The 25,695-nt window shown below is 60.2% G+C and carries 26 protein-coding genes; 17 read left to right on the top strand and 9 right to left on the bottom strand.

Going from position 1 to position 25,695, the window contains the following annotated elements; genetic code table 11:
* Positions 1 to 124: 124 nt before the first annotated feature.
* Positions 125 to 907, bottom strand: coding sequence for a LuxR family transcriptional regulator (locus tag G5315_RS11545; RefSeq protein ID WP_216952064.1), 783 nt, complete (start codon positions 905 to 907; stop codon positions 125 to 127).
* Positions 908 to 969: 62 nt separating this feature from the next.
* Here G5315_RS11545 and G5315_RS11540 point away from each other — a divergent pair, with 62 nt between their 5' ends.
* From G5315_RS11540 to G5315_RS11515, 6 genes are all read left to right on the top strand, one after another.
* Positions 970 to 1,608: an acyl-homoserine-lactone synthase gene (locus tag G5315_RS11540; RefSeq protein WP_421333077.1), complete on the top strand. Its 639-nt coding sequence runs from the start codon at positions 970 to 972 to the stop codon at positions 1,606 to 1,608.
* Positions 1,609 to 1,817: 209 nt separating this feature from the next.
* Entirely contained in the window at positions 1,818 to 2,717 is a 900-nt protein-coding gene (locus G5315_RS11535; protein WP_421316014.1) for a LysR family transcriptional regulator ArgP, read from the top strand.
* A gap of 99 nt (positions 2,718 to 2,816) precedes the next feature.
* Entirely contained in the window at positions 2,817 to 4,853 is a 2,037-nt protein-coding gene (locus tag G5315_RS11530) for an exoribonuclease II (protein WP_421333076.1), read from the top strand.
* Positions 4,854 to 5,107: 254 nt separating this feature from the next.
* Positions 5,108 to 6,748, top strand: a complete 1,641-nt coding sequence (locus tag G5315_RS11525; RefSeq protein WP_421333075.1) for a diguanylate cyclase domain-containing protein — start codon at positions 5,108 to 5,110, stop codon at positions 6,746 to 6,748.
* A 4-nt stretch (positions 6,749 to 6,752) separates the two neighbouring features.
* Positions 6,753 to 7,856 carry an EAL and HDOD domain-containing protein gene (locus G5315_RS11520; protein ID WP_421263397.1) on the top strand — a complete coding sequence of 368 codons (1,104 nt, stop codon included), beginning with the start codon at positions 6,753 to 6,755 and terminating at the stop codon, positions 7,854 to 7,856.
* 66 nt (positions 7,857 to 7,922) lie between these two features.
* Complete coding sequence (locus tag G5315_RS11515; RefSeq protein WP_201998107.1) at positions 7,923 to 8,513, top strand: HAD family hydrolase; 591 nt, start codon at positions 7,923 to 7,925, stop codon at positions 8,511 to 8,513.
* Positions 8,514 to 8,645: 132 nt separating this feature from the next.
* Here the strand turns inward: G5315_RS11515 and hfq are convergent, their stop codons facing one another.
* Positions 8,646 to 9,005, bottom strand: coding sequence for an RNA chaperone Hfq (hfq, locus tag G5315_RS11510; protein ID WP_005335772.1), 360 nt, complete (start codon positions 9,003 to 9,005; stop codon positions 8,646 to 8,648).
* 176 nt (positions 9,006 to 9,181) lie between these two features.
* Between hfq and G5315_RS11505 the strand changes: the two genes are divergently transcribed.
* From G5315_RS11505 to G5315_RS11495, 3 genes are read left to right on the top strand one after another with little or no spacing between them, the layout of a single operon-like run.
* The gene (locus G5315_RS11505) at positions 9,182 to 10,453 is read left to right on the top strand and encodes a paraquat-inducible protein A (RefSeq protein ID WP_040066978.1); all 1,272 of its coding nucleotides are present in this window, start codon (positions 9,182 to 9,184) and stop codon (positions 10,451 to 10,453) included.
* The gene (pqiB, locus tag G5315_RS11500) at positions 10,446 to 12,095 is read left to right on the top strand and encodes an intermembrane transport protein PqiB (protein ID WP_005335774.1); all 1,650 of its coding nucleotides are present in this window, start codon (positions 10,446 to 10,448) and stop codon (positions 12,093 to 12,095) included. Before G5315_RS11505 ends, pqiB begins: the two co-directional genes overlap by 8 nt.
* Positions 12,092 to 12,658, top strand: coding sequence for a PqiC family protein (locus G5315_RS11495; protein WP_158112728.1), 567 nt, complete (start codon positions 12,092 to 12,094; stop codon positions 12,656 to 12,658). Before pqiB ends, G5315_RS11495 begins: the two co-directional genes overlap by 4 nt.
* 80 nt (positions 12,659 to 12,738) lie before the next feature.
* Here G5315_RS11495 and rlmD read toward each other — a convergent pair whose 3' ends face one another.
* Positions 12,739 to 14,091 carry a 23S rRNA (uracil(1939)-C(5))-methyltransferase RlmD gene (rlmD, locus tag G5315_RS11490; protein ID WP_421333074.1) on the bottom strand — a complete coding sequence of 451 codons (1,353 nt, stop codon included), beginning with the start codon at positions 14,089 to 14,091 and terminating at the stop codon, positions 12,739 to 12,741.
* A 274-nt stretch (positions 14,092 to 14,365) separates the two neighbouring features.
* Here rlmD and G5315_RS11485 point away from each other — a divergent pair, with 274 nt between their 5' ends.
* Positions 14,366 to 16,090 carry a proline--tRNA ligase gene (locus tag G5315_RS11485; RefSeq protein WP_158112726.1) on the top strand — a complete coding sequence of 575 codons (1,725 nt, stop codon included), beginning with the start codon at positions 14,366 to 14,368 and terminating at the stop codon, positions 16,088 to 16,090.
* Between the two features lie 92 nt (positions 16,091 to 16,182).
* On the opposite strand, the gene G5315_RS11480 is transcribed toward G5315_RS11485, so the two are convergent.
* From G5315_RS11480 to G5315_RS11470, 3 genes are all read right to left on the bottom strand, one after another.
* Positions 16,183 to 16,863, bottom strand: coding sequence for an SDR family oxidoreductase (locus G5315_RS11480; protein ID WP_139461080.1), 681 nt, complete (start codon positions 16,861 to 16,863; stop codon positions 16,183 to 16,185).
* 31 nt (positions 16,864 to 16,894) lie between these two features.
* Positions 16,895 to 17,527, bottom strand: coding sequence for a TIGR04219 family outer membrane beta-barrel protein (locus G5315_RS11475; protein ID WP_421333073.1), 633 nt, complete (start codon positions 17,525 to 17,527; stop codon positions 16,895 to 16,897).
* 95 nt (positions 17,528 to 17,622) lie between these two features.
* Positions 17,623 to 18,072 (bottom strand): copper chaperone PCu(A)C, encoded by a 450-nt coding sequence (locus G5315_RS11470; RefSeq protein ID WP_058059691.1) that lies wholly within the window; start codon positions 18,070 to 18,072, stop codon positions 17,623 to 17,625.
* A gap of 90 nt (positions 18,073 to 18,162) precedes the next feature.
* Here G5315_RS11470 and G5315_RS11465 point away from each other — a divergent pair, with 90 nt between their 5' ends.
* A complete protein-coding gene (locus tag G5315_RS11465; RefSeq protein WP_421333072.1) occupies positions 18,163 to 18,912 on the top strand; it encodes an enoyl-CoA hydratase-related protein in 750 nt (249 codons plus the stop codon).
* Between the two features lie 18 nt (positions 18,913 to 18,930).
* Here the strand turns inward: G5315_RS11465 and G5315_RS11460 are convergent, their stop codons facing one another.
* Positions 18,931 to 19,359, bottom strand: coding sequence for a DUF2753 family protein (locus tag G5315_RS11460; protein ID WP_005335785.1), 429 nt, complete (start codon positions 19,357 to 19,359; stop codon positions 18,931 to 18,933).
* 284 nt (positions 19,360 to 19,643) lie between these two features.
* Here G5315_RS11460 and G5315_RS11455 point away from each other — a divergent pair, with 284 nt between their 5' ends.
* Positions 19,644 to 20,303, top strand: a complete 660-nt coding sequence (locus tag G5315_RS11455; protein ID WP_421263394.1) for a CatB-related O-acetyltransferase — start codon at positions 19,644 to 19,646, stop codon at positions 20,301 to 20,303.
* A gap of 94 nt (positions 20,304 to 20,397) precedes the next feature.
* Here G5315_RS11455 and G5315_RS11450 read toward each other — a convergent pair whose 3' ends face one another.
* Positions 20,398 to 21,105, bottom strand: coding sequence for a ParB-like protein (locus G5315_RS11450; RefSeq protein ID WP_139436982.1), 708 nt, complete (start codon positions 21,103 to 21,105; stop codon positions 20,398 to 20,400).
* A 184-nt stretch (positions 21,106 to 21,289) separates the two neighbouring features.
* On the opposite strand from G5315_RS11450, the gene G5315_RS11445 reads away from it, so the two are divergent.
* Together G5315_RS11445 and G5315_RS11440 are read left to right on the top strand one after the other, a co-directional pair.
* Complete coding sequence (locus tag G5315_RS11445; protein WP_421333071.1) at positions 21,290 to 22,894, top strand: peptide ABC transporter substrate-binding protein; 1,605 nt, start codon at positions 21,290 to 21,292, stop codon at positions 22,892 to 22,894.
* A gap of 118 nt (positions 22,895 to 23,012) precedes the next feature.
* A complete protein-coding gene (locus tag G5315_RS11440; RefSeq protein WP_421230976.1) occupies positions 23,013 to 23,327 on the top strand; it encodes a hypothetical protein in 315 nt (104 codons plus the stop codon).
* Between the two features lie 69 nt (positions 23,328 to 23,396).
* On the opposite strand, the gene dusA is transcribed toward G5315_RS11440, so the two are convergent.
* Positions 23,397 to 24,383, bottom strand: a complete 987-nt coding sequence (gene dusA, locus G5315_RS11435) for a tRNA dihydrouridine(20/20a) synthase DusA (RefSeq protein WP_421333070.1) — start codon at positions 24,381 to 24,383, stop codon at positions 23,397 to 23,399.
* A gap of 137 nt (positions 24,384 to 24,520) precedes the next feature.
* Between dusA and zur the strand changes: the two genes are divergently transcribed.
* Genes zur through G5315_RS11420 form a run of 3 tightly spaced genes read left to right on the top strand, consistent with a single transcriptional unit; the run spans position 24,521 to position 25,665 of the window.
* Complete coding sequence (gene zur, locus G5315_RS11430; protein ID WP_160882369.1) at positions 24,521 to 24,979, top strand: zinc uptake transcriptional repressor Zur; 459 nt, start codon at positions 24,521 to 24,523, stop codon at positions 24,977 to 24,979.
* Positions 24,969 to 25,430 (top strand): chemotaxis protein CheX, encoded by a 462-nt coding sequence (locus G5315_RS11425; RefSeq protein WP_005343179.1) that lies wholly within the window; start codon positions 24,969 to 24,971, stop codon positions 25,428 to 25,430. The genes zur and G5315_RS11425 overlap by 11 nt, the downstream gene beginning before the upstream one ends.
* A gap of 4 nt (positions 25,431 to 25,434) precedes the next feature.
* Entirely contained in the window at positions 25,435 to 25,665 is a 231-nt protein-coding gene (locus G5315_RS11420) for a hypothetical protein (RefSeq protein ID WP_160882368.1), read from the top strand.
* Positions 25,666 to 25,695: the final 30 nt, after the last annotated feature.

Below are 25,695 nucleotides of genomic sequence, written 5' to 3'. Positions count from 1 at the left end.
ATTTACTGGTTCATTCATTTTGCTAATGATGAAGCTTTTCTATTCAATCCCTTGTCAATTACCGGATCTGACAATTGTGACCCTCATACAGCAGCAGGAGAATCTGTGGCATGTGAGACTCGGACTACTGCAACACTCGGGGAAAATTGGTGACCACCACCTGCTCCAGATTGGGCAACAGCAAGCCGGTCCCCACCCCCTTGGCAATGGCCTGGTAGCGGTTCATGGAGCCGGTTTTGCGGGTGACCTGATTGAGGTGGTAATTGACCGTGCGCTCCGTGATGCCGAGGATGCAGGCTATCTCGCAGGAGGTCTTTCCTTCGCTGGCCCAAAACAGACACTCGGTTTCGCGCTCGGTCAGGGGCTCTTTGCCCGCACTGTCCATCATGCTGAAACGCACCACCCGGATTGCGGCATCGAAGATGTAGTTCGACATCCATGAGAGGATCGGCGACGACTCCAGCAGCAGATCGCTCGAGGCCCGCTCGGACGTGATAAAGGAGAGGATCCCGTTCTCCCCGGCTGCACCGTGCAGGGGGAAGGAGATGCCATTGCGTAGCCCGAACTCGGCTGCCAGCCCCATCACATCCATGCTTCCCTCTTGCAGAAAACTGGCTCGCTCATCGAGGCGATTCCAGTAGATGGGCAGAGTCTGCTTGCGCGCCAGCTGGATCACCGGATCACATGCCAGCATGTTGTTTTCGGTGTAGGCCTGCACCCAGGAGTCAGGGCAGTGATTGAACAGCACCACCTTGGGTCTTTGCATCGACATCGGCAGGATCAGCGCGAAGCGGTAGTAGTCGTAGCCCATCCCGAGCGTGAAGTGACCGATCAGCTCGGCCAGACGGTTGCCATCCGTCACCGAAGTGAAATGTTCGAGATACTCAAGCAGTTGGTCTCTTTTCATATGAAAGCCCCCTTGGCCAGACATGTGATTATAACGGCGAATAGCAAGACAGAGGGCCCATAATGTTGGTTTTCAAAGGAAAATTGAGAGAGCATCCACGAAATGAGGTAGAGGAGGAACTCTATCGCTTTCGAAATCGCGTCTTTTCCGACCGGCTCGGCTGGGATGTAGAGTCCCATCGGGGACTCGAGCGTGACAGCTTTGATACGCCAGACACCCATTGGGTGCTGATCGAGGATAAACAAGGGCTGTGCGGCTGTATTCGCCTGCTCAACTGTGCCGATGCCTATATGCTGCCCACCATCTTCCCCACCGCCCTTGCCGGTGAAAGTGCACCACGCACCCCCGATGTCTGGGAACTGACCCGTCTAGCCATCGATGCCAGCCGTGCTCCGCGGATGGTCAATGGCGTCAGCGAGCTCACCTGCGTTATCTTTCGCGAAGTCTATGCCTTCGCCCATGCTCACGGGATCCGGGAGCTGGTCGCTGTCGTCAGCCTGCCGGTAGAGCGCATCTTCCGCCGCCTCGGCCTGCCCATCGAGCGCCTCGGCCATCGCCAGGCGGTGGATCTGGGGGCGGTAAGGGGCGTTGGCATCCGCTTCCATCTGGATGAGCGCTTCGCGCAGGCGGTCTCGCAGCCACTTATCGGACACTATCAAACTGCCACCTATCGCTCGCATGAGTTAGCGGCCCAGATATAAAAAATCCCGGGAAAACAGGCCCGGGATAAACGTATCGCTGTATCGCTATGACCCCGCAGGGCTGCCCCCTGCGGTCTCTAGCAGTATGCCTTCCTTACAAGACAGAGCACCACTGTCAGATATCACAGCGCAACGCCCCTTCCGCCGCCCATTGTTGTCCCCTGCCGAGTGACGTAGAGTCAGCCCTTGGGCAACGGAAGGGGGAGAAGATGAAAGAGCTGGACTACAAACTGCTGCGGGCGCTGGATGCGGTACTGCAGGAGCAGAACTTCGATCGAGCGGCCAAGTCGCTCCATATCACCCAGTCGGCCATCTCCCAGCGGATCAAGCAGTTGGAGCAACAGTTTGCCGAGCCGCTGCTCATTCGCAGCCAGCCGCTGCAGGCCACGCCACTCGGCCAGAAACTACTGGCCCACTATCGGCAGGTACACCAGCTCGAGCTCGAACTGGCGGGGGAACTGGCCCCCGATGAGCCGCAGGGGCCAATCCGGATCAGTATCGCTGTGAACGCCGACAGCCTGGCCACCTGGTTTCTGCCCGCCATTGCCCCCTTGTTGAGACAGCACCCCATCGAGCTCAACCTGCTGGTCGATGACGAGAGCCGCACCCTCGACAAGGTCCGCGAGGGTCAGGCCTTTGGTGCGGTCAGCCTGCATCCCCAGCCGCTGGCGGGTTGCTGCGTCGACGAGCTCGGTGAGATGAACTATCTGCTTACCGCCAGCCCCGCCTTCGTTGCCCGCCACTTCCCTCGCGGCCTGACCCGTGAGGCGCTGGCCAAGGCACCGGCGGTGGCGTTCGATCAGCGCGATGACATGCATGTGAGCTTTATGAGAGAACACTTCGGGCTGGAGCCGGGCGGTTATCCCTGCCATACGGTCCACTCGTCAGAGGCCTTCGTCGCCATGGCAGAACAGGGGCTGGCCTATTGTCTCATCCCCGAATTGCAAATAAGAGGCCAGCTGGCTGGCGGGTCACTACTCAACCTCAGTCCCGACCACGTCCTGACGGAACGCCTCTACTGGCACCGCTGGGTACTGGAAAAGGGGGTACACAAGCAGCTCTCCCAACGCCTTATCGACCATGCCAGATCGCAGTTGAAACCACGCTGAGCAGGCCATTCACCTTGGCTTTGCAGGGCTAAAAACGTATAGTGCTGGGCGATCCTTCATCAGGTCTCCACCCAGGTTTTCACTTCAGGTTCCTCACTTATGTTCCAAGACAATCCGCTGCTGGCCCAGCTCAAGCAACAAATCCGCGAAAACATCCCGAAGAAAGAGGGTGTGATCCGCGCCTCTGATCGGGGCTTCGGCTTTCTGGAAGTCGATGAGAAGACCAGCTATTTCGTGCCGCCTCCCTACATGAAGAAGGTGATGCATGGTGACCGGGTGACCGCCCTGATCCGCACCGAAAAAGATAAGGAAGTGGCCGAGCCGGATACCCTGCTGGAGCAGTCCGTCACTCGCTTCGTGGCACGGGTCAAGATGTTCCGTGACCGCCTCAACGTGGTGGCCGACCATCCGCTGATCAAGGATGCCATCAAGGCCCGCGTCAAGAAGGGCCTGGATGAGAAAGAGTTCAAGGAAGGTGACTGGGTGGTGGCTACTCTCAAGCGCCATGCGCTGGTCGACGGCAACTTTTCTGCCGAGATTATCCAGAAGATCGCCGCCCAGGAAGATCACAATGTGCCCTGGTGGGTGGTGCTGGCGCGCCACAATCTGGCCCAGGTCGAGCCGGCTGATTTGCCGGAGTGGAAGGTGATCGAAGAGGAAGAGCTGCCCCGTCGCGATCTGACCGCTGTCCCCTTCTTCACCATCGACGGTGCCAAGACCAAGGATATGGACGATGCGCTGGCCATCACCAAGCTGGAGAACGGCTGGGAGCTGCTGGTCGCCATCGCTGACCCGACCGCCTATGTGGCCGAGGGGAGCGAGCTGGACAAAGAGGCCGCCCAGCGCGCCTTTACCGTCTACATGCCGGGCCGCAACGTGCCGATGATCCCGCGCACCCTCTCCGACGAGCTTTGCTCCCTGAAAGAGGGCGAGGAGCGCAACACCCTGTGCGCCCGTCTGCTGATCGCCGAAGATGGTCTGCTGCTGGAGGAGACCGAGTTCTTCGCCGCCCGCATCTGCTCCCACGCCCGTCTCAACTATGACGACGTCTCCGACTGGGCCGAGCATGGCAAAGAGCTGTCTATCGACGCAGGCGTACTGGCCCAGCTGCCGCTGATGAAGGCGATGACCGAAGCACGCATCGCGTGGCGCACCGAGCATGCGCTGGTATTCCCGGATCGTCCCGACTACGACTTCGAGCTGGGCGAGAATGGCGAAGTGCTGGCCATCCACGTCGAGCCGCGCCGCATCGCCAACCGCATGGTGGAAGAGTCGATGATCGCCGCCAACATCTGCGCCGGTCGCGTGCTGGGCAAGAGCGTCGGTTACGGCATCTTCAACGTTCACACCGGCTTTGACGAAGAGTCCCTCGACGGCGCTATCGACCTGCTGAAGAGTGCCGAAGCCCCGTTCGAGCGCGACGAGATCGCCAGCCTCTCCGGCTTCTGCGCCCTGCGCCGCTGGATCGACAACCTCGACACCCGCTGGCTGGATGGCAAGATCCGCCGCTTCCAGAGCTATGCGCTGATGTCCTCCGAACCGGGCGCCCATTACGGCTTGGGTCTGGATGCCTACGCCACCTGGACCTCCCCGATCCGTAAATACGGCGATATGGTCAACCATCGTCTGCTCAAAGCGGTTATCGCCGGCAAGACCCCGGGTGAGCGCCCGAGCACCGAGCTCACCGAGCATCTGACCGCCTGCCGCCGTCTGCACCGCATGGTGGAGCGTGACATCGGTGACTGGCTCTATGTTCGCTACCTGAAAGCAGCGGCTGGCACCGATCAGGTATTCAACGCCGAGATCATCGACGTGATGCGTGCCGGTCTCAAGCTGCGTCTGCAGGAGAACGGCGCCGTAGTCTTCCTGCCTGCCCGCCATATTCTCGACAACAAGGATCGACTGGAGTGCAACTGGGACAACGGTCGCGTCTATCTGGACAAGACCGAAGTGGTCTACGAGCTCGGCCAGATCATCGAGGTGAAGCTGACCGAAGCGGTGGAAGAGACCCGCTCTCTCATCGCCAAACCGGCGGTAGATCTGGTACCGGGTCCGGCACCGGAAGCCCCGGCGACCGAGAGTGCGCCAGCCGATAGCAGTGAAACGCCCGCTGAGGCTGCCCCCAAGGCAGAATAAGCCGCGCAGAATCATCTAATCTGCCCGAGAGCCCGCCATCGTGCGGGCTCTTTTTTGCCCGGCATCCCGCCCTACAAGCTGCCATATATACCGTTATGGCACACAGTTCTATCCACGATTGGCAGAGAACGCAGTGAATGTCTCCACCAGCAGGGCTGAAAGCAACCGTTATGTGCGCTGCCTCTCCTTTCTGACATATTAATCAAGGAGAAATATGTCTATACTCGCTTGGGTACAATCCAAGGGATATTGGTATGCAGGAATGGGACCCGGAACACTTCACCAACTTCGCTCAGTTATGCGAAGTGAGCCTCGCCACCATCCGTGAAAAGACCGATGCCGAACGCCTCTACCTCTGGCTGAAAGCCCCCGAACCGCAGCTCTACAGCTTTCAGCTCGATCAGGGGCTGACCACGCTTGATCTCGCCCATCTCGGTCAATTGACCCTGCCCCACCACCTGATCGACAAGGCGATGGACAAGGGGCAACTGGTGATCGAGCAGATCTACCAGCCGCCGGACTCTGGTGAGAATGTCGAACCAGCCCAGCAACGACTACGCGCCTGCTTCCCCCTCAAACGCCATATGAACCTGGAAGGGGTCATCTATCTGGAGACCCGCCGCCGCATCGATCGCCTCTCCTCCCACCAGCGTCAGGGTATCCAGCTCCTTATTCACTATCTGACGGCCGAGCTCAGCAATCACCTGCTCTCCAGCCAGGTCAATCAGGAGCGGGACCAGCGGCTCCATACCCAGACCGATCTGGTACAGAGTCAGGCACTGCAGGGCTCCTTCCTCACCATGTTGCAGGCGCTGCACATGGTAAGCGTTACCCTCTCCCGCAGTCGCAGCGAGAACGATCTGCTGCGGGATGCCGTGCTGCTGGCCCGCAAAGAGCTGCAGTTCGATCGGGTTGCCATCTTCCTGATCGAACCCGATGGCAAGACCATGCGCGGCACCTGGGGCACCAGCGAAGAGGGAGAGCTGGTAGACGAACATGACTTTGTCAGTCCCATTCCGGAGCACCCCACGGTGCAGGAGGCGCTCAGGCGCAAGGACTACGTGCTGGTGCTGGAAGATACCCCCCTCTACTACGAGAAACAGCAGGTAGGTCGTGGCTGGAACGCCATGGTCTCGCTGTGGGATGGCACCACTCCCATCGGCTGGATCGCCGCCGACAACCTGCTCTGTCACCGACCACTCAAGGCTTATCAGAGCGAGATTTTCAAACAGTACGCCGCCATCCTGTCACAGTTACTGATCCGCCAGCGCACCCAGGAGCAGCTGGAGCGGCTCAATCGCCAGCTGGAGGAGCGGGTTGCCGAACGCACGATACAACTGGCCGAAACCAATCGGGCGCTGGAGGAGGCCAATCACCGCCTCTCCCTGCTCTCGCTGGAAGATCCTCTGACTGGTATCGCCAATCGGCGCCAGTGGGACATCACCATGCAACGGGAATGGGAGTGGGCACGGCGCACCCAAAATCCGCTGGCGGTATTGATGATCGATGTGGACGAGTTCAAGGCCTACAACGACCACTTCGGCCATGCCAAGGGGGATCTCTGCCTGCAACAGGTGGCCCATGTGCTGCGGGATGCAGAGCGGCGCTGCACCAATCTGGTCGCCCGTTACGGTGGCGAGGAGTTCGTCATTCTGCTCTGCGCCCCCCAACCCGGTGAGGCCGAACAACTGGCCGAGAGGATCCATGATGGCCTAACCCGATTAAAACTGCCCCATCCCGCCTCGCGGGTTGCTGATTTCATTACGGTTAGCATAGGCTTTAGCTATCTGGTTCCCTCCCTGAACGAGGCATGGCAGAGTCTGACCGAACAGGCCGATCAGGCGCTCTACCACGCCAAGTCTCAAGGACGGGCGCGCACTCTGGCCTATCGGTGATCCCATGCTGTTGCGTCGTTATCCCATCTTCAATCGCCGCATGGCCCTGGTGGCCTACGGCATCGATTATCTGCTCGGCTCACCGGACGAGTGGCCCTCGCTGGCACAACATTGCCGCCTGCTGGCACAAGGGCGCCAATATCTGGTGCCCTTCACCCACGAACAGCTCGATGAACAGCGCCCCCTGCTGTTTGATCAGGATGCGATCCCGCTGGTCGAAGCCTCCAGCGAACGGCTACCAGCTTCCTTTCCGGTGCTGGAACAGTGGCGAGACAGTCGACGCCGGCTTGCCGTACACGGGGTCAGCCGTGAGCCACGCTGGCTCGGTGCCAGCCGTCTGCTGGTATTCTGGATGGGCGAAGAGGGGATCTGCCAGCCCACCGAACACAAGCGGATGGCCCTCGATATCGAAACCTGGGAAGACTTTCTCCCGCTGCGAGAGGCCGGAGTCGACTTCTTTGCCGGTGGTTTTCTCGCCCGCCCCGAGCTGGTCAATCAGCGTGCCACCCAGCCCGACATGGCACTTGTGCAGCAGATCCTCCAGCTCATCTGCCACGAGGAGTTCTCCTTTGCCCAGGTGGCCCGCCTGCTGGAGCAGGATGCCTTGCTCCCGGGCCAGCTACTCACCTATGTCAACGCCCCCGGCTTCGATCATGCAGCCCCCATCACCTCGGTTTCCCGCGCCCTCTCCTATCTGGGAGAGCAGGAGATCCGCAAGTTTGTGCTGATCAACGGCCTAGCCAGGGTAAGCCAGCATATGCCGGAGGCCTCTACCCGGATGGCCATCGCTCGCGGTCGCTTCTGTGAACTTATCGCCCTCACCGCCCTAGACAAACGCGAAGCAAGCTGGGCTTTTCTGGTAGGGCTGGTACTCGATGGTTCCCTGCTATCGGAGTCGCTGAAGGCCCACCTGCCCAACAACGTAAAACGAGCCATCGAGCGGCACGAAGGGCCGTTGTTCCACCTGTTCCAGCTGGTCAGGACCTACGAACAGGGCAACTGGGCCCTGCTGGAGCAGCTGGCACCGAAATACCAGCTCGACCCGACCAGACTCACCCCCGTCTATTTTCAGGCGCAAATGTGGGGGCAAGCGTTTCTCACCTGCTAGGTGATGGCGAGGCGGGGAGCCACTGGCTAGAATGGGCTCCCTTTTTTCAGAGACAGACCCCGCACCATGACTCTTTCCGGATTCCAAGGCCTGGTCTTTGACCTTGATGGCACCCTGGTCGACTCCATGCCGCTGCACCTCGCCGCCTGGGAGCACACAGCCCGCGAGTTTGGCTTTCACTTCGATGCCGACTGGTTCTATGAGCTGGGTGGCATGCCGAGCCGCAAGATCGCCCTGCTGGTCGCACAGGAGCAGCAGATCCCCCTCGATCCGCTCGAAGTCACCCGCTGCAAGACCGCCCACTATGTGGCCAACCTGCACAAGGCGACCGTGTTTCCGGCCATGCAGGCGCTGGTCGAGCGCTATCATGGCGTCATCCCGATGGGGATCGGCACCGGCTCGCCTCGTGTCAACGCCGAAGCGGTGCTGCGCAATACCGGGCTGGATCGCTATTTCTCCGTGGTGGTCACGGCCGACGATGTGGAGCTGCACAAGCCCAATCCGGACACCTTCCTGCTGGTCGCCAGCAAGTTGGGGGTCGCGCCATCAGGCTGTCTGGTGTTTGAAGATACCGGTATCGGGGTACAGGCCGGAGAGGCGGCGGGGATGCAGACCTGCATGGTCAAAGAGGGTCAACCGGTCGGCATAACCGCGTAGTGCGTAAAAAAATATCGCCCTGCAAGGGGCGATAACCGAAACCGACTCTCATACGGGACATGAATGAAAATGAGAGCAGTTTCCGTCAGCCGCTGACGCAGGGCGCGTCAACGGGGAGTGCGGGGCAGACGATTACTCGTTGTTGCCGCCGCCCTGATTGTCGTCATACCGACCCGGCGCACCATGGGGGCGCGGCGCCATGGAGACACGCGGCTTGCGAGCACGCTGGATGTTCACCTGCGGACGGCCGGTGTGCATGGCGATGGTGGAGATCTTGGCCTTGTAGACCAGCTGCTGGTTGCCGTGTGCATCGGTCAGCAGCACGCTGTACTGGTCAAACCCGCTGATGGTGCCTTCCAGCTTGATGCCGCTCACCAGAAAGATAGCGACCTGACTGCGGTTCTTGCGCAACCAGTTGAGGGCAGAATCTTGCCCGTTCCCGAGGGAGAAGGCTTGCTCAATCGTGGAGTAGCTTGGGGATTCAGTTGTCATAAATTATTGTCCCGCGGAAAAAAAGTGGCGTTTGATTGTGCTAAATGGGCACTGGCTTGTCAAAGTCATTCTCACTCCCGCCAGCAATAGCGGCCTCCGGGGGCTGGTCGCTGACCAGCACAACTGCGATAATCGCCAGCTCTGGCTCCACCATGGGCCTTATCTGGGGTTTTATCTTGCATCCGGTTTCACACCAACACCACACCACCTATGTCCATGATGCCACTGCCTGCGAAGAGTGTGACCTGCTGATACCGGCCACACCGCTCGAGGTGGGACAGGCCAGCTGCTGCCCCCGTTGCGGACACACCCTGAGTCGCCACCTGCCACAGCAGGAGTTGCGGCCGATCTCCTACGGGTTCGCGGCACTTATCATGTTCGTGCTCGCCAATGCCTTTACCTTTATGTCTTTCTCGGCCAAAGGGGTGGGCCAGGAGATGACCTTTTTGCAGAGCATCACCACCCTGGTGGATGAGGGCTATCTGTTTCTCGGCGCGGTACTGAGCCTGACCCTGATCGGCCTGCCGCTGGTCTATATGGGCTCCATCATGCTGGTGCTGTGGCGGGTCGATAAAGATCTGCACAGCAATGCCCTGCGCTCCCTCGGCCGTCTGCTCTGCCGGATCAAACCCTGGCTGATGGTGGATGTCTTTCTGGTGGGGGTGCTCATCTCGCTGGTTAAGCTGATGGGGATGGCCGACATCAAGATGGGGCTGTCATTCTGGGCTTTCGTCGGTTACACCGTGCTGCTCATCAAGATGATCTCCTCACTGGATCAGATGTGGCTGTGGCAGCGGCTGTTCGGCCCTACCGAGGCGCGGGATATCGACCCGGAGGCGGGCGCGCTGGAATCAGGTCTGGTGGGCTGCCATATCTGTGGCGCTCTGAGCGAGGTGGGCAGCCACAGCTGCTCCCGCTGCGGCGGCAAGCTGCATGCGCGCAAGCCGGGCGGCCTGAACCGTACCTGGGCGCTGCTGTTTACCTCCGCCATTCTCTACATTCCGGCCAACGTCTATCCCATCATGGATACAGTGTTCCTCGGTGATGACAGCCCCTCCACCATCCTCGGCGGTGTGGTGCTGCTCTGGGCCATGGGCTCCTACCCCATAGCGGCGGTGATCTTTTTCGCCAGCGTGGTGGTGCCGCTGGTGAAAATACTGGCGCTATTCTGGCTTTGCTATATGGTGCAGCGCGGCAATGTCACCTCCCCCCTCGGCAAGCTCAAACTCTATCGCATGACCGAATTTGTCGGACGCTGGTCGATGATCGACGTCTTCGTGGTGGCCATTCTGGCGGGCCTGATCCGGCTCGACAATCTGATGACCATCTATCCCGGCCCTGCGGCCGTCGCATTTGCAGGTGTGGTGCTGATCACCATGGTCGCCGCCATGAGTTTCGACTCCCGCCTGATCTGGGATTTACAACAAGGAGAACGCGAACGTGAGTGAGCGTAAAAAAAGGTGGAAACCGGGCTCTGACTTTCTGAGCTCTGCCGCCGCAATCTGGATGGTGCCCCTGCTGGCGCTGTTCATCGGTCTCTGGATGCTGTTCCAGCACTGGTACTCCCAGGGCCCCAGTTTCACCCTGACAGTCGCCACTGCCGAGGGCATAGTCGCTGGCAAGACGGTGATCCGCTCCCGCGAAGTGGACGTCGGCCGCATCGAGGCCGTCGAGCTGAGCGATGACTACAGCCATGCGGTGCTGAAAGGACGGCTGACCAATGCCGCCTCCGGCATGCTGCGCGGTGACAGCCAGTTCTGGGTGGTCAAGCCCAGAGTGGGCCGTGAAGGGGTATCGGGTCTGAGCACCCTGCTCTCCGGCGCCTATATCGAGCTCGCCCCCGGCAAGAAAGGTCGGGCGCGGGACGAATACGCCATGCTCGACAAACCGCCGCTCGCCTCCCTCGATGCCAAGGGGCTGCGTCTCACCCTCAGCAGTCGCGACACTCGCGCGCTGGGGGAAGGCTCCCCCATCAACTATCAGGGCTTCACCATAGGTCAGGTGGAAGAGGCGAAGTTCCTACCGGAAAAGAGCGAGATGCAGTATCAAATCTTCATCCACGCCCCCTATGACATTCTGGTGAGCAGCAACTCCCGCTTCTGGATGACCCCGGGCTTCGAGGTCTCCATGAGCAGCGAGGGGATGAAGGTGAAGATGGATTCGCTGGAGAGCCTAATCGATGGCGGCATCACCATGGGTCTGCCACCCGGCTGGGCGCCTGGCGAACCGGTCAAACAGATGGAAGGGTTCACCCTGTTCCAGGATGAGGCGAGCGTGCTGGCCGGTAGTCTGGATCAGTTCATCGACTACGTCTTCCTGTTCGATGACAACGTGGGTGGCCTGCACCCGGGCGCGGCGGTGCAGTATCGCGGCATTCGGGTCGGTACCGTCATCTCCGCCCCCTACCTCATCGAGGACAAGGGCGTGCAGATCTTCAAGAGCCGCCAGATCCCGGTGCTGGCCCGCATCGAGGTGCAGCGCCTCTCCCACCGCTATGCCAAGGCGGAGAAGGATCAGTGGCGTGCCCTGTTCGGCAAGCAGTTCAAGGAGGGGTTGCGTGCCAGCCTCAAGACCTCGAGCCTGCTGACCGGCGGCAAGATCATCGACCTCAACTTCTATCCGGACGCGCCGCGCTTCGAGCAGGCCAAGCTGGCCGGTTATCAGGTATTCCCCACCGTTCAGGGCGGGCTGGATCAGATCGAGCGCAAGGTGAACCTCATCCTCGACAAGTTTGTCGACATGGACATGGCAACCACCCTGACCAAGGTCAACGGGTCACTCACCACCCTGGATGGCACCCTGAAGAACATCAGTGCAGTCAGCGCCAACCTGAACAAGCTCACTGCCAAGGATTCCACCCAGCAGCTGCCCGCCTCGCTCAACGAGAGCCTCAAGCAGTTGCAGGAGACCTTGCAGGCCTATGATGCCCAGTCGCAGACCAATCAGGACCTGCGCCAGTCGGTGCAGACCCTCAATCAGTTGATGCGCGAACTGCAGCCGCTGGTGCACTCCCTCAACGAGCAGCCCAGCTCGCTGATCTTCGATCGCGCGCATCCATCGGACCCTGAGCCCAAGCGAGGCAAACAATGAAAAAAGAGATCCTGACGCTGGCCCTACTGGGCCTGCTGGCGGGTTGCAGCAGCCAACCAAGCCTGCACTACTACTCGCTCGATGCCGATAGTCAGCAACCCGTGACGGCCCCGGCCCAACCGCAGCACCAGTTGGTGCTGCGCCCGGTGGCGCTGGCCAGCCAGCTCGACCGGATCAGTCTGGTCTATCAGCTGGAAGGGCAAGAGCTGCACTTCACCGAGTACCATCGCTGGGCCGGTGCGCTGGACGATCAGCTCAACCAGCTCACCCTCAATGGCCTCTCCACCCGCCTGCCGGGCTGGGTGGTACGGCAGGATGGCGCCCGCAAGGGGCCGGTACTGACCATTCTGGTGGAGCGCTTTCAGGGCCGTCATGACGGCAGCGCCGTGCTGAGCGGGCGCTGGCGCCTGCTGGCGGAGGATGGCACCGTGCTGCGCGATGCCCCCTTCCGTCAGGAGCGGGTGCTGCCGGCCGATGGCTACAACGCGCTGGTGAACGAGCTGGGTCAGGGCTGGCAACAGCTGCTCGACCAGATTGCCACCGAGGTGCGCAAGCAGGGTTGAGCACATCAACCTGCGAGCATCAGATAGAAAAAACGACGCCAGCTGGCGTCGTTTTGTTATGGGCAAGAGTCGGGGACGACTTATGCCTTGGCAGGCAGGCTCAGGCGGGCAACCGCTTCCACATGCATGGAGTGCGGGAACATATCGACCGGCTGCACCTCGTCCAGCACGAAGCCTTGCTTGACCAGCCAGGCAAGATCGCGGGCCAGGGTCTGCGGGTTGCAGGAGACATAGACCAGACGACGGGGCGCCATGGCGACCAGGGTCTGCAGCACCGCCTTGTCACAGCCTTTGCGGGGCGGATCCATCACCACCACGTCAGCGGTCACGCCTTGGGCGTGCAGTTCGGGCATCAGCTGCTCGGCCTTGCCGACGTGGAATTCGGTGTGCTCGATGCCGTTGAGGGCGGCGTTGCGGCGAGCATCGCTGATGGCGCTCTCCACCGACTCGATCCCGACGACCTTGGCGGCCTTGCCAGCCAGGAACAGGGAGATGGTGCCGATACCGCAATAGATGTCGAACACCGTCTCGTTGCCGGTCAGCTCGGCATACTCGAGGGCGCTGGAGTAGAGCACATCGGTCTGGGTCGGGTTGTTCTGGAAGAAGGAGAGCGGCGAGATCTCGAACTCGAGTTCGTGGATCTTGTCGCGGATCACCCCTTCGCCGAGCAGCACCCGGTTGGTCGCGCCCAGAATGCGGTTGGTGCGCTCATCGTTGATGTTCTGCACCAGGGTAGTGACCGGCAAATCGCTCAGGACAGCCAGCAGCTCGGCTTCGAACGGCAGCGCCTCACCCAGGGTCACCAGCACTACCATCAGCTCGCCGCTCTTGAAGCCCTTGCGGGTCATCAGGTTGCGCACGCAGCCGCTGTGGTTTACTTCGTCATAGGCGGCGATGTCATGCGCGCGCATCCAGTTGCGTACCCGGGCGTTGAGCTCCACGTGCAGCGGATCCTGCACCGCACAGTCATCGGCGGTGATGAGATCGTGGGAGTGCTTGCGATAAAAACCGATCTCGGCACCGGCGTCGCAGCCACGCACCGCATATTGCGCCTTGTTGCGATAGGCGAACGGGCTTTCCATGCCAAGGATATCCTTGACCGGGGTGTCACCCAGCCCGGCCTGCTCCAGTGCGCTTTGCACCAGTGCCTGCTTGAGCTTGAGCTGGGCCGGATAGGCCAGCGGGCGCACCTGACAGCCACCGCACTCGGTGTTGGGGCAGAAATCGGCAACCCGATCGGCAGAGGGCTGGAGCAGCTCGGCGACCTTGCCGTGCAGATAGTTCGGCTTGACCTCGGTCAGCTCCACCAGCGCCTGCTCACCGGGCAGCAGACCTTCGACAAACAGGGGGCGATCGAACAGGCGTCCTTTGCCATCTCCTTTGTCGGTCAGTTCCAGGATCTCGATCTGGTGTTGATGTCCCACTAACGGCATGAGCGGCTCCAAAAGTACTAAAAATGGGGGGTGATGAACGCGGCAGAGCCATGCCCATCGAGAAAAGGTGGCAGAGTTTAGCGGAGATCCGGCCAAATTGCAGGCATAAAAAGCCTGCTTGTTGCAATGGTCATTACCCCAGGCTATCTGCCGGGCGTGGTCACCTTTCGGGCTGCGGCAAATTTAGCCCTTGGGCCGCAACGCCCAGCCTGTTAAAATTCCGCCCTTGAAATTATCCTGGGCCCCGCGCCCGTTCTAGCTAAGGTCTACCGCGATGCGTACCAGCCAATATCTGCTTTCCACTCTCAAGGAAACCCCCTCCGACGCTGAAGTTGTCAGCCACCAGCTGATGCTGCGCGCCGGGATGATCCGTAAACTGGCCTCCGGCATGTATGCCTGGTTGCCAACCGGTCTGCGGGTACTGAAGAAAATCGAGAACATTGTTCGCGAAGAGATGAACAATGCTGGTGCCGTCGAAGTCTCCATGCCGGTGGTACAACCCGCCGAGCTGTGGCAGGAATCCGGCCGCTGGGATGACTACGGTCCCGAACTGTGCCGTCTGACCGACCGTCACAACCGTCCCTTCGTACTGGGCCCGACCCACGAAGAGGTGATCACCGCGCTGGTGCGTTACGAAGTGAACAGCTACAAGCAGCTGCCGCTCAACCTCTACCAGATCCAGACCAAGTTCCGCGACGAAGTGCGTCCCCGTTTCGGTGTGATGCGTGGCCGTGAATTCCTGATGAAGGATGCCTACTCCTTCCACATCGACAAGGAATCTCTGGTCGATACCTACGAGAAGATGCACGCCGCCTACTGCAAGGCGTTCACCCGCATGGGCCTGAACTTCCGTCCGGTGCAGGCCGATACCGGCTCCATCGGTGGTACCGGTTCCCACGAATTCCAGGTGCTGGCCGAGAGCGGTGAAGACTTGATCGCCTTCTCCGACAGCTCCGATTACGCCGCCAACATCGAGATGGCCGAAGCGCTGGCACCGGCTGGTGAGCGCGCTGCCGCCACCTCAGCCCTGACCAAGGTTGCCACCCCGAACGTCCACACCATTGACGAAGTGGCCGCTTTCCTGAACGTGGCTCCGACCGCCATCGCCAAGACCCTGCTGGTACTGGCAGAGGAAGATGAGCACGGCAAGCAGGCCGTCATCGCACTGGTACTGCGTGGCGACCACGAACTGAACGAAATCAAGGCAGAGAAACTGGCTGGCGTGGCCAACCCGCTGACCTTCGCCAACGACGAGCAGATTAAAGCTGCCGCCGGTTGCGACGCAGGTTCCATCGGCCCAGTCGGCTTTGCCGGTCGCATCATCGTCGATCGCAGCGCCGCCCATCTGGCGGACTTCGTCTGCGGCGCCAACGAAACCGGCTTCCACCTGACCGGTGCCAACTGGGATCGCGACATCGCTACCTACGAAGTTGCCGACCTGCGCAACGTGGTGGAAGGCGACCCGAGCCCGTGCGGCCAGGGCAAGCTGCTGCTCAAGCGCGGTATCGAAGTGGGCCACATCTTCCAGCTGGGTACCAAGTACTCCGAAGCGATGAAGGCGAGCGTGCTGAACGAAGCTGGCAAATCCGTCACCATGGAGATGGGTTGCTACGGGATCGGGGTTTCCCGTCTGGTGGCTGCCGCCATCGAGCAGAACAACGACCAGTACGGCATCATCTGGCCGGACGCCATCGCTCCGTTCGAAGTGGCCATCGTGCCGATGAACATGCACAAGTCCGAGCGCGTGGCCGAGCAGGCACAACAGTTCTACGCCGAGCTGAAAGCGGCCGGTGTGGACGTGCTGTTCGACGACCGTAAAGAGCGCCCGGGCGTAATGTTCGCCGACATGGAGCTGCTGGGCATCCCGCACGCCATCGTCATCGGCGATCGCGGTCTGGACAACGGCGTGGTGGAGTACAAGTGCCGCCGCACCGGCGAGAAGCAGGAAGTGGCCATCAGCGACATCATCGCCATGCTCAAGGCCAAGCTGGGCCGTTAATTCCGCCCTCTTCCCGATATAAAAAAGCGCGCCATTTGGCGCGCTTTTTGTTTCTGTGTGCGGACGACGGCAACCGGATGGCTAGCTTAGCCTCAGGGATTGCGACCGATAAAGAGGTCGGTCACGTGGCAGCTGCTTCTGGCTTCCAGTGCGTCGAGCATATAGGCCGCCGCATCTTCCGGGGTCATGAAGCCGCTCGGGTCCACGTGATCCGAGTTATCCCAGAATTCGCTGCGGATCCCGCTCGGGTAGAGGTTGACCAGCCGCAGTGGCGAGCCTTTCAGCTCGGCGCGCAACGACTCCAGAAAGCCGCGCATCCCCCATTTGGAGGCGCAGTAGAGACTCTCGTTGGCCTTGCCCACCTGAGCGGCGGAGGAGAGTACATTGGCCAGCACTCCGCCTTTCTCACCGACAAGCCGCACCGTCTGCTGGGCCACCAGAATGGTGGAGATAAGGTTGCTCTCCACCACCCGGCGGATCTGCTCGGCGGTATAGACACCGACCGGGCCAAACTCGCCCACCCCGGCACAGTGGATCACCATGTCGGGCAGGCCGCCCCACTCCACCGCAGCAGCGAAGGCGACATCGACCTCTTCATGGTGCGCCAGATCGGCAGCGATGCCGATCACCGCGCTGCCGAGCAGTTGCTCCTGCTCCTGCAGTCGCTGATAACGGCGCCCCATCATGGAGACCTGATGGCCCCGCTCAACCAGCCCGATGGTCAGCGCCCGGCCGAGACCAGAACCGGCACCTGTCACTATGATGTGGCCCATTATCGCTCTTCGTCGTCAGTTGACGGTCAGATTAGAAAGTGAATTCGCCGCCCATGAACCAGCCATCGATACGCTGGTCAACGTTGTCGAAGTCGACCTTGGCTTCACGCCAACCGGCGCGCAGCTTGATCGGCATGGAGGAGAACTTGTAGGAACCACCCAGACGGTAGTCATAGTTGTCCGCATCGTGAGTGCGCAGATCGCCGAAGAAGGCGATGCCGGTGCCCGGGATCTTCACTTCACTGCCGGCATAGGCCATCAGGGTATCTTCGTCATAACCCTTGCGGCCGGAGTAGACCTGCTCGCCATCGTAGTGACGACCGGTCATACCCAGATCGATCTTGAACAGATCGTTGTTGAACAGACGGTAGTAGAGGCTCAGATCGTAGGCGGTCAGGTCGTTCTTGAAGTTGCCGCCGGAGGTGCTGAAATCGGAGACTTCAAACTTGGCGTTCGGCAGGAGGATGATGCCGTGCTCCAGTTGCAGATAGCCGTTCCAGTTGTAGCTGTCGTCATAGCTGCCATCAGCACTGGTGCCATAAGCCTGACCACTGCCCTTGGCTGCCCATACGTCGGCACCGGCGGCAAAACGCCAGTCATTAGCGGCCATGGCACTCTGGCTGCACAGAGCCAGCACAAAACCGGCAATCAGCGTCTTTTTCATTACGTCACTTCCTCTTGCATACATGGAAAAGAGCACTATTTTACTCGGTGCAGCCAAAATACCCAGCGTCAATCCTGAACAAACGACGACAAATGTCAGTGCTTCATATGCTTCATCTCTGCCATCGGCTCAATCGGCTTCACCGGCAGTGACAGCTCCAGCTTCTGACCATCGTCCATGGTGAGGGTGAGCGGGAAAGGAGTCTGCTCGGAGAGCGTACCCACCTCAAACAGCATGATGTGCAGGCTGCCCGGTTTCAGCACCGCCTCGCCCTTGGCCGGGATCTCGATATTCTCGACCTGACGCATCTTCATCACACCATTTTCGTGCAGATGAGTGTGCAGCTCGGCACGCCCCGCCGCCGCAGAAGCCGCCGCCACCAGCTTGACCGGCTGGTCGGCGTCATTCTTGAGCACCATAAAGGCGGCAGTGTTGGGGGAGCCCGGCGGCAACAGGCGCACATAGCCGTCGACGGCCTCGACCTTGGCCAGTGCTGGCGCAGTCATCCCCAGAACCAGCAGAGAATAAAACGCACGTTTAAACATGGTTGAAATCCTTTTATGATGTTGTTAAACGGCGCCAAGGTTACCCCAGCGGCAACCTTTTTTGCACCTTTCAATAACAAGGATTTAGACATGGCCCCCATTCTCATTGCCGAGCAGCAGGATGGCTTGCTCACCCTGACCCTCAACCGCCCCGACAAGCGCAACGCCCTCAATACCGAGCTCTATAAGCAACTGGTGGCAGCGCTGCGAGAGGCGGCAGCCGATGAGGAGGTGCATGTCCTGCTGTTGCAGGGGCAGCAGGATTGCTTTACCGCGGGCAATGATCTGGCCGACTTTATGGGCAAGAGCTCGCTGGAACCCGACGACCCCATACTGCAGTTCCTCCACACCCTGGCCGATTTCCCCAAACCCGTGATCGCCGCTGTTGGCGGCCCGGCGGTGGGGATTGGCACCACCATTCTGCTGCACTGCGATCTGGTCTATCTGGGGGATAATGCCCGCTTGCAGCTTCCTTTCGTCGAGTTGGGACTGGTGCCGGAGTTCGCCTCCAGCCTGCTGCTGCCACGTCTAGTGGGACACCTCAAGGCGGCCGAGCTGTTGCTGCTGGCCGAGGCGATGGATGCCGAGGAAGCGCTACGTCTCGGGCTGGCCAACAAGGTGGTGGCGGCCGATGGAGTGCTCTCCTTTGCCCGCGAGCAGGGGCTGAAGCTGGCGGCCAAACCGCCCAGAGCGCTACAAAAGAGCAAGGCGCTGCTGAAACAGGAGCTTAAACAGGCGGTGCACTTTGTCATCGATCTGGAGGCGCGCGCCTTCGCCCAGGCACTGCAAGGGGAAGAGGCGCAACAACGGATCGCCCAGACACTCAAACGGCGGAGCTGAGCTGCCGCTCAACGCCAGTCAGTTGAGTCGAAAACGGCCGATCAGCTCGCAGCCCTGCACCTTGTCCTGCAGCTGGATCAGCCGGGCAATTTCCGGATTGGGGTGACGCTTGAGAAAGGCGAGCAGGGCGCCGCGACAGCAACCCAACTCGCTGATCAGTGCCTCGCACTCCCGGTTGGGGCATTGTGGCACCAGCGCCGTCACCAGCTCGGAGGCGAGCTTCAGGTAGCGCAGCTCGTAAGTCGGCTCATCCATCGCCCGCCAGAAGTCGGCCAGCCGGTGGCAGGTGGCGACTCGCATGGTGGCCAGTTCGGTCAACTCCACCTGGGTCATCTCGTAAACATCCCCCAGCGCCTGCTGATAAAAGCAGATCGCTGCACCCAGCGAACCGGCCTGCCAGGCACGCTCCGCCTCCAGCATGTATCGTTGCCAACTTTGCGGTGTCATCTCGCTCTCCCGAATCCGTCATGGTGGGAGTGTTATCATGGCTAATTGAGAATAAATATCAACCAGAGGGTTAGTGCAGGATCTCTGCGCAACCTTGGCAAACCCGGCGCCCGACTTTATGATCGCGCCCTTGCCCCCCTTCTTTGGAGCCCCACAATGCGACCACGACTCCCGCAGATGCTGGGCTGCTCCCTGCTCTGCGTGCCCCGCATGCTGGTCTGGATCTATTAGCTGCGCTCAAGCGAACGCAACCCATCCGATCCATTCAGCAAAGGAGTACCAACATGAACACCTGCCAACACTGGTCGCAGGTCGAATACCTGCACCTGACGGTGACCAACCCCAATATCTGCCTAAAGGGGCAGCACAGCTACTACTCGGGTGCCTGGGATGGTCCCTTCGAAGAGGTGGCAGTGCGCTACCTCCATGGCGATCCCTTCAGCCGCAGCCCGGAAACCGGCTGGGAGCCGCTCTGGCATATCGACCGGCTCCATATCGGCGACTATGTGCAGATTGCCGCCGGGGTAAAGATCATCATGGGCGGCAACCACACCCACAACACGTCCTTCATCAGCACCTATCCGTTCGCCGATCTGGCGGCGCTCAAGCGCAGCTACCGCCCCGCTGGCGATACCCGCATCGGCAACGATGTCTGGATCGGCATGGAGGCGATGATCATGCCTGGCGTCACCATCGGCGACGGCGCCATCATCGCCGCCCGTTCGCTGGTCAATCAGGATGTGCCGTCCTATGCCATGGTGGCGGGCACCCCGGCCAGGGTGGTGCGGATGCGCTTTGGCGAGGAGGAGATTGCCCGGCTACAGGCCCTCGCCTGGTGGGATTGGCCGGATCAACAGGTCAACGATCTGCTACCGCTGATCCAGCAAGGTGACGTCGCCCTGCTTGAGCAGGCGGCTGTCCGCTGGGCGGAGCGCCATGAGTGACCACCGCTAACCAGTAGCTGACAGCATAAGGGCGACCCCGGGGTCGCCCTCTTTTATCTCCGGCATGCTCAGGGTGCCGGCATCGCACATCCACTCATTGCGCGCTTTTGGACTGGTTGAGGCTGCACTGCTTGCCGGGATAACCGGGTAGCTCTTTGGCATCGCTGCCGCAGGCGAGCCGTTTGGCCTGTTGCAGGCGGGCCGCCAGATTGGCGCTGTCCACCGGCATCCACTGCATCTGCTTGCCGAGCCAGCTGGCCCAGGCAAACTCGACGAAATAGACCTGTTTGTCCTTGCGAAAGTAGCCCGCATTCTGCAGCAGTCCGGCGAGGGTGCGATAGGGATAATCAGGCAGCTTGTCGATACTGGTCGGTAACTGCTCCGGGGTCAGCGGCTGTCCCTTCTCATCCTTGAGCCAGGCCCAGTGGTTGTTCTGCATCTGACTCCAGAAGTTGGCTTTGTCCTGCAGGCGGCCAATCACCTTGACCCGCGCATCCTTGACTCCTTGTTGCCACAGCGCCTTGGTGAGATGGTGTCTGTCCACCAGCCAGTAGCTGCCATCCGGCGCAATCACCACGGGGATCTCTTTCTTTTTCATCAACTTGTCGAGCTGCTTTGCGCTCATGCCCGCCAATGTGGCCTGGGTCTCATCGACCTGGATCTGGCCGACGCCCCCCTGAGTCGGGTGCAAGGCATCGATGCCGATCTCGCACCAGTTGCCCACCGCCGTGTCGCTCTGGCACGGGGCCAACGCCCAGGCACCCTGGCTCAACACACAGGCCAGCAATAACCATGCTTTCATCGTTTGACACTCCTCACCACATTGAACTGCACAGACGCCGGGAACGCTCTTCTACCCCGATTGGGAGTGAGAGTCGAATGCTGGCGGTCAGACCAGCAAACGGGATATCATGATTTCCCATCTGTCGGCGATATTTTCTCGCCGAGTTTTCTCCCCGCTTCACACTATTTGAAGGATCCGACCCATGAAAGGATGGACCCCCTTGCTGGCCCTGCTGGGCTGTGCTGCTGTCCAGGCTGCCGATATTCCCGCCGGAACACAACTCGCCGCCGAGCAGATTGTCGTTCGCCACCTCAAGGATGAACCTGCGAGCCTGAGCCCGCTCAAGCTGGTCGGCCTGCCGGAGTTGCAGGTACTGCGGGATCTGTTCGAGGGGCTGTTGACCCAGGGGCCGGATGGCAAACCGGTTGCCGGGGTGGCGGCCAGCTGGGAGAACAAGGGCAACCAGTTCTTTACCTTCCATCTGCGCCCGGATGCGCGCTGGTCCAACGGCGATCCGGTCAAGGCCGGCGACTTCGTCTACGGCTGGCGCAAGCTGGTCGACCCGAAAGAGGCGGCCACCTTCGCTTGGTTTGCCCAACTGGCCCGTTTCGACAAGGTGGACGAGATAGTCGCTGGCAAATTGCCTGCCAGCGAGCTGGGGGTCAAGGCCCTCGATGATCACACCCTGCAGGTGACCCTCTCCCAGCCGGTGCCCTACTTCCTGAACCTGCTGAGCCACCCCAGCCTGTCGCCGCTCCATCAAGCCAGCATCGAGCAGTACGGCAACCTGTGGACCCACCCCGGCAAACTGGTGGGCAACGGTGCCTTTGTGCTGAACAACCGGGTGGTCAACGAGAAGCTGGAGCTGACCCCCAACCCTTATTACTGGGATCGGGCCCATACCGTATTGACCAAGGTGATCTTCATGCCTATCAATCAGGAGAGCGCGGCCACCAACCGCTATCTGGCGGGCGATCTGCATATCACCGAATCCTTCCCCAAGGATCAGTACGACAAGCTGAAGCTACAGATCCCGAATGAGGTCTACACCCCGGATCAGCTCGGTACCTACTACTACGCTTTCAATACCCGTGAGGCGCCACTGAACGATGTGCGGGTGCGCAAGGCGCTCTCCTACACCATCGACCGCGCCCTGATCGCCGACAAAGTGCTCGGTACCGGCGAGAAACCGGCTTATCACTTCACTCCGGATGTGACCGCCAGCTTTACCCCAACCGCCAACCTGCTCTCCACCAGCAGCCAGCCGGAGCTGGACAGCAAGGCCAAGGCCCTGCTCAAGGAAGCCGGTTACGGCCCGGACAAGCCGCTCAAGCTGACCCTGCTCTACAACACCGCGGAAATTCACAAGAAGATGGCACTGGCGATTGCCAGCATGTGGAAGCAGAAGCTGGGCGCCGAGGTCGAGCTGACCAATCAGGAGTGGAAAACCTATCTCGACAGCCGCCAGAGCGGTCAGTTCGAGGTGATCCGCTCATCCTGGGTCGCCGATTACAACGACCCTTCAGCGTTCCTCGGCCTGTGGGGCTCCCGTCACAGCGGCAATATGGCAGGCTTTGCCAATGCCCGTTATGACCAGCTGCTGGTAGAGGCGGCCAGCACTCAGGATGCCGCCAGCCGCAGCAAGCTGTTTGGCGAGGCGGAAGCGATCCTGCTGGATCAGGCCCCCATCGCCCCCATCTACCAGTACACCAATGCCCGACTCATCAAGCCATGGCTCAAGGGCTACCCCATCAACAACCCGGAGGATGTGGCCTACAGCCGCCAGCTCTATCTGATCAAACACTGACACCGGCCACAACGATGCGAGGCCCCGCAGGGCCTCGCTATTGATACTGTTCACACCATGATTTCCAGCCTAAAATGCCGCCCCTTCTGTTCAATTAATCTTCAATCTCCACTCAGTCATGCGCTACCTGATACTGCTCTCGTTGTTGTGGACCCTGCCTGCGCAGGCCAATCGCGAATCCCAATGCCAGCAAGAGTTTGTCGGCTGGATGCTGCATCAGCAGCAACAGTTCAGCGATCGCAAGTCTGACAAGATGGAGCGGCGCCGGGCCGAGCGGGCCATCGATCTTGCCCGGCAGGAGTACGACAAGCAGGCCAGCTTCTGCAAGACCATGCAGCTTGTTCGTGAATACAAAGATGGCGATCCACGTTTTACTCCGCGCCCCGGAGAGATACACGACTACAGTACGGCTTCTGACAACACATCAGGGTGACCCTGACCAGAAAAACCAAAAGCGCGTCGATTGACGCGCTTTTTGTGGTTCTTGCCCTGACAAAGCGGCTTATTCGGCCGTCTCGCTGCTGGCAAACTCCGGCACCTTGGCCATGGCATCCAGCACCACCTGAATACCGGCGCCCGGTTTGTAGGCGTTCTCGCTCAGGTGACGGCGCCAGGCGCGAGCCCCCTGCATGTTCTGGAACAGCCCCAGCATGTGGCGGGTCATATGGGAGAGGTAGTTGCCCTTGGCCAGCTCCTGCTCGATATAGGGCAGCATCATCCGCACCACCTCGTGGCGGCTCGGCACGGCGTTGTTCTGGCCGAACACCAGATTGTCCACCTGCGCCAGAATGTAGGGGTTCTGATAGGCTTCACGCCCCATCATGACGCCATCGACGTGTTGCAGGTGCTCGAGAGCCTGCTCCATGGAGGTGACGCCGCCGTTGAGGGCAATGGTCAGCTCCGGGTAATCCTGCTTGACCCGATAGACGCGGGGATAATCGAGGGGCGGGATCTCGCGGTTCTCCTTGGGGCTTAGGCCGCTCAGCCACGCCTTGCGGGCATGGACGATAAAGGTATCGCAACCGGCATCGCGCACCTGTTCGATAAAGGTCTGCAGAAATTCGTAGGAGTCCTGATCGTCGATGCCGATACGGGTCTTCACCGTCACCGGAATATCGACCACATCGCGCATTGCCTTGACGCAGTCCGCCACCAGCGCCGGTTCGCCCATCAGGCAGGCGCCAAAGCGACCGTTTTGCACCCGATCGGAGGGGCAGCCGACGTTGATGTTCACCTCGTCATAGCCGCGCTCCTCGGCCAGCTTGGCACAGCGCGCCAGATCGGCCGGATTGCTGCCCCCCAGCTGCAGGGAGATGGGATGCTCCTGCTCGCTGTAACCCAGATAATCCCCCTTGCCGTGGATGATGGCACCGGTGGTCACCATTTCGGTATAGAGCAAGGTCTGGCGACTCATCAGTCGATGAAAGTAACGGCAATGCCGATCAGTCCAGTCCAGCATGGGGGCGATGGAAAAACGCTGCGCCTGCATAAAAATCATCCGGGTTGGCTAAAGAAAGGGGCGGATTTTATCACAACGTGAAGCAGCCCCAGAAAATGAATTTTGTCGCCGCGCCATGCGAGGCCCTGTGATAGTATCCGGCTAATAGAAAGGGTATCTGCGCGATCATGAATCAAGACCAACTTTTACAACGAGCCGAGCGACTCTGTATACAGCGAGGGATCCGCTTCACCCCGACCCGACGTCAGGTATTTCGCCTGCTGGCGGCACACGGCAACGCCATCAGCGCCTATGATTTGTTGGCCCAGCTGCAACAAACCGAAGCCAATGCCAAGCCGCCAACCGTCTATCGGGCACTCGATTTTTTGCTCGAACAGGGCTTTGCTCACAAAGTGGAATCGCTCAACGCGTTTATCTTCTGCTGCCACTTCGATCACGCTCACCCGATGCAGCTGCTGATCTGCGACGAGTGCGGGGATGTGGTCGAACTTCACGATAGTGCAATAGATAGCGCGTTTTCCGAGCAGGCCCACTTGCATGGCTTTACGATTACCAATAAGACAATAGAGGCACATGGCCAATGTGCTCGCTGTACGCCCACTGTAGGAAGTCATCATGAAGGCTGATTTTGTAAATCCGTTCCTGCTATCTCTGCTCAATGTGCTCTCGACCATGGCACAGCTGGAACTAAAACCGGGCAAACCGAAACGCAAGATGGATGAGCTGGCGCGCGGCGACGTCTCCGGTCTGATCGGCATGGTCGGCCCGCAGACCCGCGGCTCCCTCTCCATCAGCTTCGAGAAGGGGCTGGCGCTGGAGATCATGCGTCGCATGCTGGGGGAAGCTCCCGCCTCCATCAATGAAGAGGTGACCGACATGGTCGGTGAAATCACCAACATGGTGACCGGCGGTGCCAAGCGGATGCTGGGCGAGAAGGGCTACGAGTTTGACATGGCGACCCCCATCATCGTCTCCGGCCCCAACCACACCATCACCCACAGGGCCGATGGCACCAAGATAATGATGCCGTTCGAATCCGATTTCGGTCGCGCCACTATCGAAATTTGCTTCGAGTAATCCTATGTGGAAAGCATTGAAATGGATTTTCATCTGCTGGGCACTACTGTTGATCCTGTCGGACATTCAGATCAGCACCTCCCTCTACAAGTACGAAGATAACCGGGTTCTCATCAACTTCCCGCGCTGGGAAACCAAACAGCCCTGGGGCACCTTCGAGTGGCATGCCGGACGGGTAGAAACCCACTGGTATGGTCTGGATGGCAAACCCAAGCCAGCAGGCCCGCAAATCTGATCCGGTAACGGAACCGGCAGAAACAGAAGA

Origin of the sequence: Aeromonas sp. 603607, from assembly GCF_049171595.1 — a bacterium.
Taxonomy (GTDB): domain Bacteria; phylum Pseudomonadota; class Gammaproteobacteria; order Enterobacterales; family Aeromonadaceae; genus Aeromonas; species Aeromonas veronii.
Note: the sequence above shows the minus strand (reverse complement) of the source record. Positions and strands in the feature narration are given on the sequence as shown.

Excerpts from the sequence above, each read along its gene's own strand:
- G5315_RS11545 (WP_216952064.1), bottom strand. The coding sequence starts at position 907 with ATGAAAAGAGACCAACTGCTTGAGTATCTCGAACATTTCACTTCGGTG.
- G5315_RS11540 (WP_421333077.1), top strand. The coding sequence starts at position 970 with ATGTTGGTTTTCAAAGGAAAATTGAGAGAGCATCCACGAAATGAGGTA.
- G5315_RS11535 (WP_421316014.1), top strand. The coding sequence starts at position 1,818 with ATGAAAGAGCTGGACTACAAACTGCTGCGGGCGCTGGATGCGGTACTG.
- G5315_RS11530 (WP_421333076.1), top strand. The coding sequence starts at position 2,817 with ATGTTCCAAGACAATCCGCTGCTGGCCCAGCTCAAGCAACAAATCCGC.
- G5315_RS11525 (WP_421333075.1), top strand. The coding sequence starts at position 5,108 with ATGCAGGAATGGGACCCGGAACACTTCACCAACTTCGCTCAGTTATGC.
- G5315_RS11520 (WP_421263397.1), top strand. The coding sequence starts at position 6,753 with ATGCTGTTGCGTCGTTATCCCATCTTCAATCGCCGCATGGCCCTGGTG.
- G5315_RS11515 (WP_201998107.1), top strand. The coding sequence starts at position 7,923 with ATGACTCTTTCCGGATTCCAAGGCCTGGTCTTTGACCTTGATGGCACC.
- hfq (WP_005335772.1), bottom strand. The coding sequence starts at position 9,005 with ATGACAACTGAATCCCCAAGCTACTCCACGATTGAGCAAGCCTTCTCC.
- G5315_RS11495 (WP_158112728.1), top strand. The coding sequence starts at position 12,092 with ATGAAAAAAGAGATCCTGACGCTGGCCCTACTGGGCCTGCTGGCGGGT.
- rlmD (WP_421333074.1), bottom strand. The coding sequence starts at position 14,091 with ATGCCGTTAGTGGGACATCAACACCAGATCGAGATCCTGGAACTGACC.
- G5315_RS11485 (WP_158112726.1), top strand. The coding sequence starts at position 14,366 with ATGCGTACCAGCCAATATCTGCTTTCCACTCTCAAGGAAACCCCCTCC.
- G5315_RS11480 (WP_139461080.1), bottom strand. The coding sequence starts at position 16,863 with ATGGGCCACATCATAGTGACAGGTGCCGGTTCTGGTCTCGGCCGGGCG.
- G5315_RS11475 (WP_421333073.1), bottom strand. The coding sequence starts at position 17,527 with ATGAAAAAGACGCTGATTGCCGGTTTTGTGCTGGCTCTGTGCAGCCAG.
- G5315_RS11470 (WP_058059691.1), bottom strand. The coding sequence starts at position 18,072 with ATGTTTAAACGTGCGTTTTATTCTCTGCTGGTTCTGGGGATGACTGCG.
- G5315_RS11465 (WP_421333072.1), top strand. The coding sequence starts at position 18,163 with ATGGCCCCCATTCTCATTGCCGAGCAGCAGGATGGCTTGCTCACCCTG.
- G5315_RS11460 (WP_005335785.1), bottom strand. The coding sequence starts at position 19,359 with ATGACACCGCAAAGTTGGCAACGATACATGCTGGAGGCGGAGCGTGCC.
- G5315_RS11455 (WP_421263394.1), top strand. The coding sequence starts at position 19,644 with ATGAACACCTGCCAACACTGGTCGCAGGTCGAATACCTGCACCTGACG.
- G5315_RS11450 (WP_139436982.1), bottom strand. The coding sequence starts at position 21,105 with ATGAAAGCATGGTTATTGCTGGCCTGTGTGTTGAGCCAGGGTGCCTGG.
- G5315_RS11445 (WP_421333071.1), top strand. The coding sequence starts at position 21,290 with ATGAAAGGATGGACCCCCTTGCTGGCCCTGCTGGGCTGTGCTGCTGTC.
- G5315_RS11440 (WP_421230976.1), top strand. The coding sequence starts at position 23,013 with ATGCGCTACCTGATACTGCTCTCGTTGTTGTGGACCCTGCCTGCGCAG.
- dusA (WP_421333070.1), bottom strand. The coding sequence starts at position 24,383 with ATGCAGGCGCAGCGTTTTTCCATCGCCCCCATGCTGGACTGGACTGAT.
- zur (WP_160882369.1), top strand. The coding sequence starts at position 24,521 with ATGAATCAAGACCAACTTTTACAACGAGCCGAGCGACTCTGTATACAG.
- G5315_RS11425 (WP_005343179.1), top strand. The coding sequence starts at position 24,969 with ATGAAGGCTGATTTTGTAAATCCGTTCCTGCTATCTCTGCTCAATGTG.
- G5315_RS11420 (WP_160882368.1), top strand. The coding sequence starts at position 25,435 with ATGTGGAAAGCATTGAAATGGATTTTCATCTGCTGGGCACTACTGTTG.